The sequence below is a fragment of the Erysipelatoclostridium sp. MSK.7.34 genome, assembly GCF_019041935.1.
GTDB classification, from domain to species: Bacteria; Bacillota_I; Bacilli_A; order Erysipelotrichales; family Coprobacillaceae; genus Thomasclavelia; species Thomasclavelia ramosa.
This window is the reverse complement of record NZ_JAHPYJ010000002.1, coordinates 230,746-244,369: the sequence shown is the minus strand read 5'-3', so window position 1 is coordinate 244,369 and position 13,624 is coordinate 230,746. Positions and strand designations below refer to the sequence as shown.

Annotated in this window: 17 protein-coding genes; 15 read left to right on the top strand and 2 right to left on the bottom strand. The window is 30.5% G+C overall.

What is annotated here, in order from left to right; all coding sequences use genetic code 11:
- Window positions 1–4 precede the first annotated feature (4 nt).
- From KTF99_RS02675 to KTF99_RS02655, 5 genes are all read left to right on the top strand, one after another.
- Window positions 5–874 (top strand): aldo/keto reductase, encoded by an 870-nt coding sequence (locus tag KTF99_RS02675; protein ID WP_029481728.1) that lies wholly within the window; start codon window positions 5–7, stop codon window positions 872–874.
- 28 nt (window positions 875–902) lie between these two features.
- Window positions 903–1,319: a flavodoxin family protein gene (locus KTF99_RS02670; RefSeq protein ID WP_008792200.1), complete on the top strand. Its 417-nt coding sequence runs from the start codon at window positions 903–905 to the stop codon at window positions 1,317–1,319.
- Between the two features lie 17 nt (window positions 1,320–1,336).
- Window positions 1,337–2,311: an aldo/keto reductase gene (locus KTF99_RS02665; RefSeq protein WP_029481726.1), complete on the top strand. Its 975-nt coding sequence runs from the start codon at window positions 1,337–1,339 to the stop codon at window positions 2,309–2,311.
- A gap of 2 nt (window positions 2,312–2,313) precedes the next feature.
- Window positions 2,314–3,186 (top strand): alpha/beta hydrolase, encoded by an 873-nt coding sequence (locus tag KTF99_RS02660; protein WP_029481725.1) that lies wholly within the window; start codon window positions 2,314–2,316, stop codon window positions 3,184–3,186.
- 138 nt (window positions 3,187–3,324) lie between these two features.
- Entirely contained in the window at window positions 3,325–4,731 is a 1,407-nt protein-coding gene (locus KTF99_RS02655; protein WP_003538800.1) for an ROK family protein, read from the top strand.
- Between the two features lie 87 nt (window positions 4,732–4,818).
- Here KTF99_RS02655 and KTF99_RS02650 read toward each other — a convergent pair whose 3' ends face one another.
- The gene (locus tag KTF99_RS02650; protein ID WP_008792197.1) at window positions 4,819–5,217 is read right to left on the bottom strand and encodes a MerR family transcriptional regulator; all 399 of its coding nucleotides are present in this window, start codon (window positions 5,215–5,217) and stop codon (window positions 4,819–4,821) included.
- A gap of 114 nt (window positions 5,218–5,331) precedes the next feature.
- Here KTF99_RS02650 and KTF99_RS02645 point away from each other — a divergent pair, with 114 nt between their 5' ends.
- A complete protein-coding gene (locus KTF99_RS02645) occupies window positions 5,332–5,949 on the top strand; it encodes a flavodoxin family protein (RefSeq protein ID WP_003538789.1) in 618 nt (205 codons plus the stop codon).
- 48 nt (window positions 5,950–5,997) lie between these two features.
- On the opposite strand, the gene KTF99_RS02640 is transcribed toward KTF99_RS02645, so the two are convergent.
- Entirely contained in the window at window positions 5,998–6,429 is a 432-nt protein-coding gene (locus tag KTF99_RS02640; protein WP_003538787.1) for a metal-dependent transcriptional regulator, read from the bottom strand.
- A 99-nt stretch (window positions 6,430–6,528) separates the two neighbouring features.
- On the opposite strand from KTF99_RS02640, the gene KTF99_RS02635 reads away from it, so the two are divergent.
- The 9 genes from KTF99_RS02635 (at window position 6,529) to KTF99_RS02595 (ending at window position 13,303) form a co-directional block, all read left to right on the top strand.
- Entirely contained in the window at window positions 6,529–6,786 is a 258-nt protein-coding gene (locus KTF99_RS02635) for a FeoA family protein (RefSeq protein ID WP_003538785.1), read from the top strand.
- Complete coding sequence (gene feoB / locus KTF99_RS02630; protein ID WP_029481721.1) at window positions 6,773–8,914, top strand: ferrous iron transport protein B; 2,142 nt, start codon at window positions 6,773–6,775, stop codon at window positions 8,912–8,914. The genes KTF99_RS02635 and feoB overlap by 14 nt, the downstream gene beginning before the upstream one ends.
- Window positions 8,915–9,055: 141 nt before the next feature.
- Complete coding sequence (locus KTF99_RS02625) at window positions 9,056–9,676, top strand: SAP domain-containing protein (RefSeq protein ID WP_008792195.1); 621 nt, start codon at window positions 9,056–9,058, stop codon at window positions 9,674–9,676.
- Window positions 9,673–10,086, top strand: coding sequence for a peptide deformylase (locus KTF99_RS02620; RefSeq protein WP_003538782.1), 414 nt, complete (start codon window positions 9,673–9,675; stop codon window positions 10,084–10,086). Before KTF99_RS02625 ends, KTF99_RS02620 begins: the two co-directional genes overlap by 4 nt.
- A gap of 51 nt (window positions 10,087–10,137) precedes the next feature.
- Window positions 10,138–10,311: a hypothetical protein gene (locus tag KTF99_RS02615; RefSeq protein WP_003538781.1), complete on the top strand. Its 174-nt coding sequence runs from the start codon at window positions 10,138–10,140 to the stop codon at window positions 10,309–10,311.
- Between the two features lie 105 nt (window positions 10,312–10,416).
- Window positions 10,417–10,872, top strand: coding sequence for a GNAT family N-acetyltransferase (locus KTF99_RS02610; protein WP_029481720.1), 456 nt, complete (start codon window positions 10,417–10,419; stop codon window positions 10,870–10,872).
- Between the two features lie 380 nt (window positions 10,873–11,252).
- Window positions 11,253–11,450, top strand: coding sequence for a PH domain-containing protein (locus KTF99_RS02605; protein ID WP_081446381.1), 198 nt, complete (start codon window positions 11,253–11,255; stop codon window positions 11,448–11,450).
- 524 nt (window positions 11,451–11,974) lie between these two features.
- Window positions 11,975–12,649: a PAQR family membrane homeostasis protein TrhA gene (gene trhA / locus KTF99_RS02600; protein WP_003538775.1), complete on the top strand. Its 675-nt coding sequence runs from the start codon at window positions 11,975–11,977 to the stop codon at window positions 12,647–12,649.
- 498 nt (window positions 12,650–13,147) lie between these two features.
- Entirely contained in the window at window positions 13,148–13,303 is a 156-nt protein-coding gene (locus KTF99_RS02595) for a hypothetical protein (protein WP_155854231.1), read from the top strand.
- The last annotated feature ends 321 nt before the right edge of the window (window positions 13,304–13,624 follow it).

The window sequence follows — 13,624 nt, the reverse complement described above, 5'->3', positions numbered from 1 at the left end:
GATTATGGAATATATTATTTTAAATAATCAAATAGAAATGCCAATTTTAGGTTTAGGGGTATTTCAAGTACCGGATAAAAAAGAATGTCAAGAAACTGTATTTCAAGCAATTAAAGCGGGGTATCGATTAATTGATACAGCAGCTTCTTATATGAATGAAGATGCTGTAGGAAATGCTGTTAAGCAAGCTATTGAAGCGGGAATCTGTACGAGAGAAGAGCTGTTTATTACATCAAAATTATGGGTGCAAGATATGCGAACATATGAAACAGCAAAACAGGGAATTGAAAATTCATTGAAAAAAAGTGGATTGGAATATTTTGATTTATATTTACTTCATCAAGCAATGGGAGATTACTTTGCTGCATGGCGGGCTATGGAAGATGCATATCATAAAGGAAAGTTAAGAGCTATAGGTGTTTCTAATTTCTATCCAAATATATTAACGAATTTTTGTGAAATTGTAGAAATTAAGCCAATGGTTAACCAGATAGAACTGCATCCATATTTTACTCAGGAGCAAGCAATAGAGACAATGAAATATTATGATGTTGTTCCTGAAGCATGGGCACCATTAGGAGGCGGTAGATATAATCCTTTTGAAGATGAGATGTTAAAAGGAATTGCTGAAAAATATCATAAGACAGTGGGTCAAGTATTACTTCGGTGGAATATTCAAAGAGATGTTGTTGTAATCCCTAAATCAACTCATATAGAGAGAATTATTGAAAATATTAATGTATTTGATTTTGAGTTGAATAAGGATGAGATGAAAAAAATTTCATCCTTAGATATGGGATATAGTGGTTCACGGGCTAAACACTTTGAACCTGATTTTGTAAGGATGGTTGTTCATAGGAAAATCCATGAATAAAAAATAGATTATTAAAGGAGTGAAAAAAATGAGTATATTATTTATTAACGGAAGTCCTAATAAAAATGGTAATACGGTTGCTTTAAGTGAGCAATTTCTAAAGGGTAAAAATTATCAGACATTGCATTTAGTAGATTATAAGATTTATAGTTATGGTCAGCATTTTACAGATGATCAATTTGATGAAGTTGTTTTAGCGATGAGTAAAGCTGATACAATTGTAATTGGCTCACCGCTTTATTGGCATAGTATGTCTGGAGCTGTTCGTAATCTATTAGACCGGTTTTATCAACATGTTGATGAAAGTTTATTAAAGGGTAAAAACATGTATTTTATCTTCCAAGGTTATGCTCCAACGAAACAACAATTAGAAGCAGGAGAATATACAATGCAGCGTTTTGCAAATTTATATGGAATGAATTATCGTGGGATGATTACTGAATAAGAAAGGATAATGCTATGATGATAAAAAGACAGTTAGGGAAAACGAATATGTATGTCAGTCCGATAGGATTAGGCTGTATGGGATTTTCTCATGCTTATGGCTTAGCTGAAGATAAAGAGGGAGCAATTCAAACTATTAAGCAGGCTTATAAAATGGGTTATAATTTTTTTGATACGGCTGAATGTTATACTGGTGAGAATACTGATGGAACTATTTCTTATAATGAAGAGCTTGTAGGTGAAGCATTAAAGGAGGTAAGAGAACAGGTTGTTATTGCAACTAAATTTGGAGTTGAACATAAAGGGGATCATTTAGAATTAGATTCCTCACCAGAAAAAATATATGCATCGATAGAAGGATCATTAAAGAAATTACAGACTGATTATATTGATTTATATTATCAACATAGGATAGATCCTAAAGTTGAACCTGAAGTAGTGGCTGGAGTTATGAAGGAATTGATTGCAGCGGGTAAAATTAAAGCATGGGGAATTTCGGAGACAACAGAAGAATATTTAAGAAGAGCACATGCTGTTTGCCCAGTTACAGCTATTCAAAATAGATATTCAATGATGGCTAGATGGTATGAAGATTTATTCGTTGTTTGTAAAGAGTTAGGAATAACTTATGTAGCTTTTTCTCCAATGGCTAATGGATTACTTTCAGGGAAATTTACACCAGATTCTACCTTTGAAAAAGGGGATTTTAGAAATAATATGCCTCAATATCAAAAAGAAGGGTATGAAAAAGCAAAAAAATTATTGAATTTGTTAAAAGTATTATCAGAAAAGAAAAATTGTACTATGGCTCAACTTTCAATAGCATGGATGCTAAGAAAAAAGGATTTTATTGTGCCTATCCCGGGAAGCAGAAAATTAGAACGTTTAGAAGAAAATTTTAGAGCAGGGGAAATTGAAGTTACAATTGATGAAATCAAAGAAATTGATGCTTTATTAGATACAATTGATTTTGATGTCTTCGGCGGACATTAAAAATGAATATAAGTGAAAATACTACTATTCAAGAAGTATTAGAACTTCCAGCCTTTAAAACATGGGGAAAGTTACTATTTCCAATCAATAGACCGATAGCTCTAAATATGACGATTAAAGAATTAAGTTCGTCTAAAATTTATTTATGGTATAATTATATAGATGTGAATAAGACAATTGAGATTATAAATACACTCAATCACGATGCTCAAAATCATTCAATATTTTATAACATTTATTCTAAAGAAGAATTATTAAATGATGCTTCAAAAAGAGATGTAGGATTGTTCTTTTTTAAAGGAAGTAAAGATACGCCTTTTGCAATATGCAATGCTGGTGGTGGTTTTGTATATGTAGGAGCAATGCATGATAGTTTTCCACATGCTTTAGAGTTAAGTAAGCGTGGGTACAATGCTTTTGCTTTGATTTATCGTGTTGAGCATCCGTATGAAGATTTAGCTAAGGCTATTTCGTTTATATATAATAATGCGAATATGCTGAAAATAGATAAAAGACACTATTCACTTTGGGGTGGGTCAGCTGGTGCTAGAATGGCAGCAGTATTGGGAAATAAAAAGTTTTTATCTTCATATAGTGAAATTGCTGTCCCTTCAGCCGAAGCTGTCATTATGCAGTATACAGGGTATGATTATGTTTCAAATGAAGATGCTCCAACTTATGCATGTATTGGAACAAACGATTATATTGCAGATCATATTCTTATGAAAAAACGGTTAGAGCACTTAAATAAATTAAATATTCCAACTGAGTTTCATTGTTATAAGGGTCTATCACATGGATTTGGCTTAGGCACAGGAACAATAGCTGAAGGTTGGATAGATGATGCCATTTACTTTTGGCAAAGACAATCGTAAATATGTTGAATAAAAAAGACTTTACAATTAAGTTAATTAATATTGTATCGTCTTTTTATTTGGTCATAAAGATAATGTTATTTGATGTTCATTATTATGGATGTTAAAATAAAATTATAAAGAGAAAAGAGGGATAAAATGACTGAAAAAAAGGCGGTTTTTGATTTTAAAGGTTGGATTCGAGAGCATCATAATACTCCATATGAGATTCGTTTAGAAAACGATGATCTTATTAAATTAGTAACTGAATACGGTGAGGCATCGATTCAATTTACAGTAATTGAGGAATATACAATCGTTGAATTTAGTATTGTTTCAAATAAGGATCATTCTGTTAAATTCTATCTTCATTTTGAACTCAATGATGAAAATCATGCAAAGCAATTATATGATGAGATGGTTGAAACATTGATTGGGTTAAAAGAAGAAAAAACTTTGCGTGTTTTATTATCATGTTCGGCAGGACTTACAACTTCTATGTTTGCTGATAATTTAAATTCTGTAGCAGGAATGTTAGGGTTAGATTACCATTTTGATGCAGTATCTTATATGAGTATTTATGAAGAAGCAGAAAAGTATGATGTAATTTTAATTGCACCACAAATTGGGTATATGCTCAAACGTTTAAAAGAGAGTATCACAGAAAAGCCGGTATTACAAATACCAACATCGGTATTTGCTTCGTATGATGCTTTAGCTGCTTTAAAGTTTATTCAAAGTGAGCTTGAGATTTTCCGCCAAGAAAAAAGTAATGAGCAAGCGCATGAATGTACCCATTGTGCAGAATATGAAAATCGTATCTTATCAATTGTTATTTTGATTAGTAGAGAGCAGACACGTATTTATTATCGGTTAAATGATAAATGTGAAATAATTGATAGTAACCTTGTCATTAAACCTACAATGAATATATACGATCTCTACGATATTATTGATACCATTTTATTAAAACATTCTTACATTGATATGATTGGAATTGCGACACCGGGTATTGTTAAAGATGAAAAGCAGTTGAAAGAACCAACAGATGGAAGAACTATTGATATAAAAGCTGATTTTGAAGATAAATATGGAATTGATGTTTTTGTTTATAATAATGCAAATGCAGCAGTTGTAGGTTTTTCTTTAGAACATCCAGAGTATGATAATATTATTTTCCATTCACAGCCATTTGGATTTGGGGTAGGGGGACAAGGAATAATTTCTAATGGTAAAGTAATTAGAGGGAAAAATGGTATAGCAGGTGAGATAAGATATTTTATCCGACGGATGCAATTATCTGATGATGTTCATAAACTGGCTTGGACACAGCATGGAGCCGTAGAGCTCGTAACAAAATCGTTACTTCCAACTATTTCGCTCATTGGACCCGAAGCTGTAGTGATAAGTTCACCAATGACACCGGATATGGATGAAGTAAAAAATGTGCTATCCTCTTTTATTGATAAAGAATTTTTACCTGAATTTTATTATATTAAAGAAGCCAGCTCTTATATGTTAAGCGGAATTACAAAATTATGTGTTGATTTTATTGAAGAAGAGTAGGATATTTCTAATATAGAAATAAGTCTTTATCTTTTAGTGACAAAAGATAAAGACTTATTTTCTTAAAGTGGTAATTATCAAAGCTATTTACTCATTTATTTCAATAAGATTACTTGTGTACCTGCATTTTCCTTCAAGTACGTCATCGTAAAAGCTTTGTTTATTATCGATATATTCAATACACTCATTTATTTCTGCAATTCTTTTTAACAAATGTTCTTTTGTTTGGCTAAGCATATCTTTACGTTGGGGAATTGAAGTTGGCCCTTGTAAACAATAATTCATATATATTTTTATTTCACTTACGCCTAATCCACATTTTCTTAAACATTGAATTCCTTTTAACCAGGCAATATTTTTCTCATCAAAATTACGATAATTATTTTTATCTCGTTTTACATTAGGAACAAGACCTTCTTTACAATAAAACTTTAATGTTTCATAATTCATACCAATTTCTTTACATACTTCTTTCATCGTACACATAATAAATACCCCTATTTTTGATTTATTTTAAAAAATTATTGACCGGTAGTAACTACCGAGTATTACAATATAATTGTAAGATAAATAAAAAGAGAAATCAAGGAGGATAGAAAAATGAAAGTTATTTTAATTAATGGAAGTCCAAATGCTAAAGGATGTACGTATACAGCCTTAGAGGAAGTATCAAAAACCTTAAAGAGTGAAGGGATTGAAACTGAGATTATTCATGTTGGTCATAAAGATATTCGTGGATGTATCGGTTGTCGTCAATGTAAGACGAAAGGGAAATGTGTATTTAATGATATTGTTAATGATATTGCACCAAAATTTAAAGAATGTGATGGCATTGTTATTGGTTCACCAGTTTATTTTGCGTCGGCAAATGGAACCTTAGTATCATTTATTGATCGGTTATTTTATAGTATGACTGCTGATAAAACAATGAAAGTTGGGGCGGCTGTAGTTAGTTGTCGTCGAGGGGGTAATAGTGCTACATTTGATGAATTAAATAAATATTTTACTATTTCTCAAATGCCGATAGCCTCTAGCCAATATTGGAATATGGTACATGGTAATTCACCAGAAGAAGTACAGCAGGACCTTGAAGGACTACAAACGATGAGAACTCTTGGTAAGAATATGGCTTTTTTAATTAAAAGTATTCAATTAGGTAAAAAGGAATTTGGATTACCGGAAAAAGAGGAGCATAAATTCACTAATTTTATTCGATAAAAAGTAAGACGACAGTATGGTAATGGATTTGTTCCCATATTGTTGTTTTTATTGTAGATTGTGAAGTTCTTTAGTAAGCAAGGCCAAATTATCAATTGTTTTTTTATTAAGAAAGTGTTCAATTTTCTCAACTTGTTCTAGTTCGTTATGACTGTTATTGAGTAGACAGAGAAAGTTATTTAATACCTGATGACGATATATAAAATATTCACCCCATTGTTTACCTAATTCAGTTAACGTGATAATTCCATATTTTTGATATTCTAAAAAGCCTTCTTGACTTAATTTAGTTACCATTTTAGAGGCGGATGAGGGTCTAACATTAAGATTATTGGCCAATTCGTTGATTCTAACGAAGGGTTGTTTTTCTTTTAAGCGAATGATCATTTCTAAATAATCTTCCATTGAAGAAGTTAAGTTACTGTCATTATTCAATTGATAGCCCTTGAAAGTAAAATAGGCATTTTCATCGTTATTCATTTTTTTCTCCTTTTTAGTAACGCTTTACTAGTAATTTAATATTATAGTATTAGGAAACAAAGTTTCCTTAATCTAATATACGATGAGGAGAAATTTATTATGATAGAAAATAGATGTTTAAATGATTTACAAATGGGTGAAGTAGGAGTGATTACTTCATTAATGGCACAAGGGAGTATTAAAAGAAGACTTTTAGATATTGGCTTAGTTGATGATACGGAAGTACAATGTATTTTGAATAGTCCAAGTCAAGATCCTAAAGCTTTTTTGATCAGGGGTGCAGTAATTGCTTTACGGAATGAAGATTGTCAAAATGTTTTAATTAGAAAAGATGATGTGAATTATGGGCTTAACTAACAAATCTACAGGAATTAATGCAAGTGAGACAAAGTTAGTAATAAAAAAACAAAGTAGAAATGATAAAGTTGTTGCCATTGCAGGTAATCCTAACGTTGGAAAAAGCACTGTTTTCAATGGGCTAACAGGCCTTCATCAACATACTGGTAACTGGCCTGGTAAAACAGTTACTAATGCTCAAGGCTATTGTCGAGGAAAAGAAAATTCATATGTTTTAGTAGATATTCCTGGGACATATTCATTATTAGCACATTCAGCGGAAGAAGAAGTAGCACGTAATTTTATTTGCTTTGAGCATCCAGATATAATTGTTGTTGTATGTGATGCAACTTGTTTAGAACGTAACTTAAATTTAGTAATTCAGACAATTGAAATTCATACAAATGTAATAGTTTGTGTTAATTTGTTAGATGAAGCTAAGAAAAAAGGAATTGATATTGATCTTGAGCAATTATCATCTTGCTTGGGAGTTCCTGTAATTGGGATTACTGCCAGAAAAAAGACAGATTTGCATAAAGTTATTGATTCTTTAGATCAAGCAATCGATAGACCAGTTAATTACAAATCCTTAAAAATAGCTTATAGTGATATTTTATTACAAGCAATAAGAATTGTTGAGGAAGTATTGCAAAAGAAAGTAACTACTTCTTTAAGTTATCAGTGGCTTAGCTTAAGATTGATTGAAAACGATCCTTCCTTAATGATTGAAATGTCAAATCAATTAGGACTGGACTACGATGATCAAGAGCTTAAAGAAGCTATCGACCAAGCAAATGAATTATTAGCACAACATGATATAAATAAGGATAATTTACAAGACAAGATTGTTGTTTCATTTATTCACAGTGCTCATTTGATTTGTCAAAAAGTGGTTCACTATCAAAAGCAAGATTATAATCAAAGGGATCGTCAGATAGACAAGATTTTAACAAATCGCTGGACGGGGTATCCAATCATGATTTTATTACTTGCTTTAATATTTTGGATAACTATAACAGGGGCAAACTATCCATCGCAGTGGTTATCGGATTTCTTATTTGGATTAGAAGTACCTTTTAATCAGTTCTTTCATTTTATTGGGACGCCGTTATGGCTTAGTGATATGCTTGTATCTGGGGTATATAGGGTGTTAGCTTGGGTTGTAAGTGTTATGCTGCCACCAATGGCAATCTTTTTTCCATTGTTTACTTTGATGGAAGATTTAGGCTATTTACCAAGAATTGCTTTTAATCTTGATCATGCATTTAAAAAATGCAGCGCTTGTGGTAAACAAGCTTTAACGATGTGTATGGGATTTGGATGTAATGCTGCTGGAATAGTAGGATGTCGGATTATTGATTCACCACGAGAGAGATTAATTGCAATGATTACTAATAATTTTGTGCCATGTAATGGTCGTTTTCCAACCTTGATAGCAATCTTAACAATGTTCTTTATTGGAACCGAAGCAACTATGCAAAATTCTCTATTATCAGCAATATTTTTAACAATGTTAATTGTTTTAGGAATAACTATGACTTTGATTATTTCAAAGTTATTATCTAAAACTATATTAAAGGGAGTCCCATCTTCATTTACTTTAGAATTACCACCATATCGTAAACCTCAAGTTGGCAAAGTGATTGTTAGATCAATTTTTGACCGAACATTATTTGTTTTATCTCGAGCTGTGGCAGTAGCTGCTCCTGCTGGTCTTATTATTTGGTTAATGGCAAACATTAGTGTTGATGGTATGACAATTTTAAATATTACTTCTAATTTTCTGGATCCCTTTGCTAAATGCATTGGTCTAGATGGCGTTATTTTGTTAGCATTTATTTTAGGGTTTCCCGCTAACGAAATAGTAATTCCTATCATGATTATGGCATACCTCGCTAGTGGTAGTTTGATTGAAATGGATAATTTAGTAATGTTAAAAAGTTTATTAGTAGAAAATGGCTGGACGTGGATCACTGCAATTAATGTAATGTTATTTTCATTAATGCACTGGCCTTGTTCGACAACACTTTTAACAATAAAAAAAGAAGCTAATAGTTGGAAATGGGCGATTGTATCTTTCTTAGTTCCAGCTGTAACCGGAATCATAATCTGTTCTATCTTCACTATGTGTGCTAATCTGTTTATCTAAATGATTTTTAATAATAATGAAATTGAACCTCTTAGTTGGATTTCCAACTAAGGGGTGAACTATATAAAGATGATATATGGTTTTATTGAGATAAGTAGCTATAGATGATATGATATTAAAAGACAGGGGTGGAGAATATAAATGACACGTCCAAATTTTAATGATATTCAAAGTTTTGATGAATTTAAACAGTATTATTGGTATCGTGATGAACTAAAACAAATTTGTAAAGAACACGGAATTACTCATACAGGTACTAAAACGGAACTGAATGATAATATTAAAGCCTATTTTAATGGTGAAATAATTAAACCAGTAAAACGAATGAAAATAAGGAAGCAAGATGTGCCTTTAACCTTAGAAACAAAATTATTAGAATGTGGCTTTGTTCTTAATGGACGTTTTCGTGAATTCTTTGGCGAAATTACAAAAACACCTAATTTTAAGTTCACCGCAGATATGGCAACTGCATTGAGAAGGGTTCGAAGTGAGGGGAATGTTAATTTCACGCTCAAGGATCTTTTAGATGTGTATTATGGAAAAAGTGATTATGCTAAATATGATAATTCAGCTTGTCAGTGGAATCAGTTTTTAAAAGATTTTTGTCGTGATGAAAATAATAAAATTTATTATAATAAATTGAAAGCTGCCTCGATATTGTGGAAGGTTATTAGAGATCAGCCAGGAAAGAAAGTATATTCAGCTTCATTATTAAAGAAACATCAAGCTTTGCTAAGACAATATAAAGGGGAAAATAAATGATAAGAGAAATAGTTAGTGATCAATTTAGACTAAGTCAAAAATCACTTCCAGCTACTAAAGAGGATTTACCGGTTGTTCAAGATTTATTAGATACGATTATAGCTCATGCTACAGGTTGTGTAGGAATGGCAGCTAATATGATTGGTATCAATAAAAATATTATCATTGTAAACGATGATGGTAATTATTTAGTAATGTTAAATCCAGAAATTATAAAAACTATGGGACGTTTATATGAAACAGAAGAAGGATGTCTATCACATATTGGAGTGAAAAAGACAAAGCGATACGAAAAGATAAAAGTAGCATATTATGATGTTGATTTCAAAAAGAAAATAAAAACTTTTAGTAATTATACAGCTCAGATCATTCAACATGAAATAGATCATTGTAATGGAATTTTAATTTAATTAAAGAAGTAAAAGGAATGATATAATTGCAGTTTACTATATAAATATTTAATGGTAATTTTAAATATGATTATGCGCCAAAATGATGATGGAAGGATTATTGTAATTCATTCAGTTGTAATGAAAGATATTTCAGCATATTCTGTTATTGGAGAGAATTCGGCTCATTTTAGACAAGAATGTTTTGGTAATGAAATGATCGAATTGTTGGGATGGTTAAAATGATAAGATTATGAATAAGAAAAACTATGTGATCTCTCCCTTTATTACGTAAGGAAGATTTAGGTGAAGTAAAAAAGAGAGTTTATAAAATTATTAATGGTGAAATCGATGGAAATTAGAAAATATCAGTCTTCGGATTTAAAAGTAATTTGTGAATTGTTTTATGAAACGATTAATACAATAAATAGATATGATTACAATAATGATCAAATCAAAGTATGGTCAAATCGGAGTAATTTTCTGCTGACTCAAGATGACTTTTTTAACTCTATGTATACTCTTGTAGCTGTTGAAAATGAAAAGGTTTTGGGTTATGGTAATATTGATAAGAGAGGTTATTTAGATCATTTATACGTACATAAAGATTATCAAGGAAAACAGATTGCAACAAAGCTATGTGATAAGTTAGAACAGTATTGTAAAGATGTAAAAAGTTTAACAGTTCATGCTTCCATAAGTGCTAAGCCTTTTTTTGAAAAAAGAGGATATAAAGTTATTAAAGAACAGTCAGTCAAAGTAGATAATGTTTATTTAACTAATTATTTGATGGAAAAGACTAGATAATTTGATTTAGCAGTTTAAGATGCCGTTAGGCATCTTTTAATTCGTGATAGATTATTGATTATGAGATAATATAATTAGATTGAGGATATGGATAGTGATTGTCTTTGTTTTAGAATTAACTAAGGATGGTAAAGTAATCAAGCAAGGTAATTTTACTTACAAAATTAGAATATCTTTGTTTTGTTATGATTAGCAATATATACTTATATCGATAAAGGAGTAATTTGAAAAATGAGAATTTGAGTCAAATGGTCTTTTTAAGATATATTTTTATGATGAAGAATCGTTAAGTGATAGAAATGATGAATCAGCTAATTAGGGTGTTATAATAAATTAAATTGTTTAAAGACTATTTTAATCAGGATTAAAAGGAAAGGGGGATTACTGAAGATTTTGGAATTTATTATCAACAAATTATAAGAATAGAGAAAAGTCGTGATGCAATTGCATCATCAGCTAATTCTTTGGATCGGCTCAATATTGTTACAGAGCAAAAAGATTTTTATATTTCTTTACAAAATAATGATCTATTTATTAGTCAAATTAGAAAATTTAAAAGAGAGTTACAGTATAAATAATTTTAATAAAGAAATTAAAATAGTAGAAAATCTTCAAAACAGTTATATATTTGAGGACAAGACTGGGATATGGAATAAAAATAGGGGAACTTTTATATTAGTGCTTATCATAGAAATTTAAATGATTTTATTGAAAACTATTTGTTGAAGGATGAAAATAAATCAAACTGTTTAAACAAATACAAAAAGCTGGTTATCGCTATTGTGGAATCCAGCATGGTAATTTTAATTATTATTTATTTTGCGGGGAGGGAACACATATCTTTTAGCTGTATACATTGTCATAATAAAGTTAGAAAATATGATTATTTAGTGTAATTTGTTAAATATCTAAATATTTTATAGCAGTAAGCTAAAAATGGATAATTAAAGATTTTTAGCAAAACAATATTTTTGCAATCGACAGGCAAATACTGTGACTAAGTTTGGTTTTATCAAAGAAATTTATAAGAAGTTATTATATGATGTTCTTGAAATTAACATGAAATAGGGCTATATTCATACATATAGATTGGGGGTATTCAATGAAACGAACAAAATTAGATGATCGAGTATTACCCGAATATACTCGAGGTGAAGAAATTTTTAATATGGTTACTCATATTGTAGGTGGAGTTTTTGGAATTGCCGTATTAGTACTTTGTATTGTTTTTGGAGTATTGCGCCATAACAATTATGGTATAGCTTCAGGAATTATTTATGGAATATCAATGATCTTGCTATATACAATGAGTAGTATTTATCATGGGCTTTCCCCAAATACTAAGAGTAAAAAAGTGTTTCAAATTATGGATCACTGTTCAATTTTTGTATTGATTGCTGGTACTTATACACCTATTGTGTTGTGTTCGATAAGACCAGTAGATTCATTTTGGGCTTGGATGATCTTTGCTGTTGTTTGGGGCTGTACGGTTCTAGGAATCATTTTAAATGCAATTGATATTGAAAGTAATGAAAAGTTTTCAATGATTTGTTATTTAGCGATGGGCTGGTGTATTATCTTTAAATTCAATCTATTGCCGGAAGCTATTGGATATAATGGAATTTGGTTACTTGTGGCTGGTGGTGTAGCTTATACGATTGGTACCGTTTTTTATGGTTTGCAAAATAAGTATCGCTATATGCATAGTATTTGGCATTTATGGATCTTATTAGGAAGTGTGTTACATTTCTTATGTATAATTTTATATGTTATTTAAAAGGTATCATTTTAAAAATGATGCTTTTTTTACGATAATATAGAGAAAATGGGGCTAAAGAGTATCATAATAGTGTGGTATTAATAATTCAATGAGGAGATGATAGGTATAAATCTATTTTATCCATCAATTATTAAGTTTGCTCGTTTTAAAATGCAACCAAAAAGTAATGATATTTTTACTATTCTCGAAAATGTCCACTAAGTAGTTGATATTCCTTATCAAGATGACAGGAATCATAATCATTTACTAGATATTTATTATCCTTAATCCACGACTAAGCCATTGTCTATGATCATTGATGTTCACGGTGATGCCTGGATTTATGGTGATAAAGGAGTAAATAAAAATTTGCAGTTATGCTAGCTGCTAAAAATTTTACTGTTGTGAATATAAATTATACTCTAATACCACAAGCCTCGTTGAAGCAGTAAGTTCAGGAAATTATTATGACTTTAAAGTTTGTTGCTAAAACAAAGAATAAATATTTTTGGAATATTGATCAAATTATTTTTACTGAGTGATTCAGCTGGTGGGCATTTAGCAGGATTGGTTTATGCAATCATAAAACAGCCTGAGCTCTGTAAAGTATATAATGTTCAGCCACCAGAAATTATGATTAGAGAGTTTTGTTACATGGTGGAGATGATTTAATAAGTTTTGACTAACAGTAAAAATTTTGTTTATCAGTAGGTTAGTGTTATGGTTCAGGGAGTTAACAATGAAGATTCAGACATATATCGAAAAGCTTGCCTTATTGATGTAATTGATAGTTACCGCCACTTTCAACACGTATTATTAGTAGTGAGATAACTTACATTTTTAGTCAATAAAGGCTAAAAATGTATTGAAGGCTTATAACTGGTATGTTTGAACCGTGTGTTGCTCTAAGGAAAACATTTAGGACATGTTTTTGAAGTTCTGTATCCTGAATATCTTGAAACTCAGTCAACGATTGAACGAATTAAATATTTT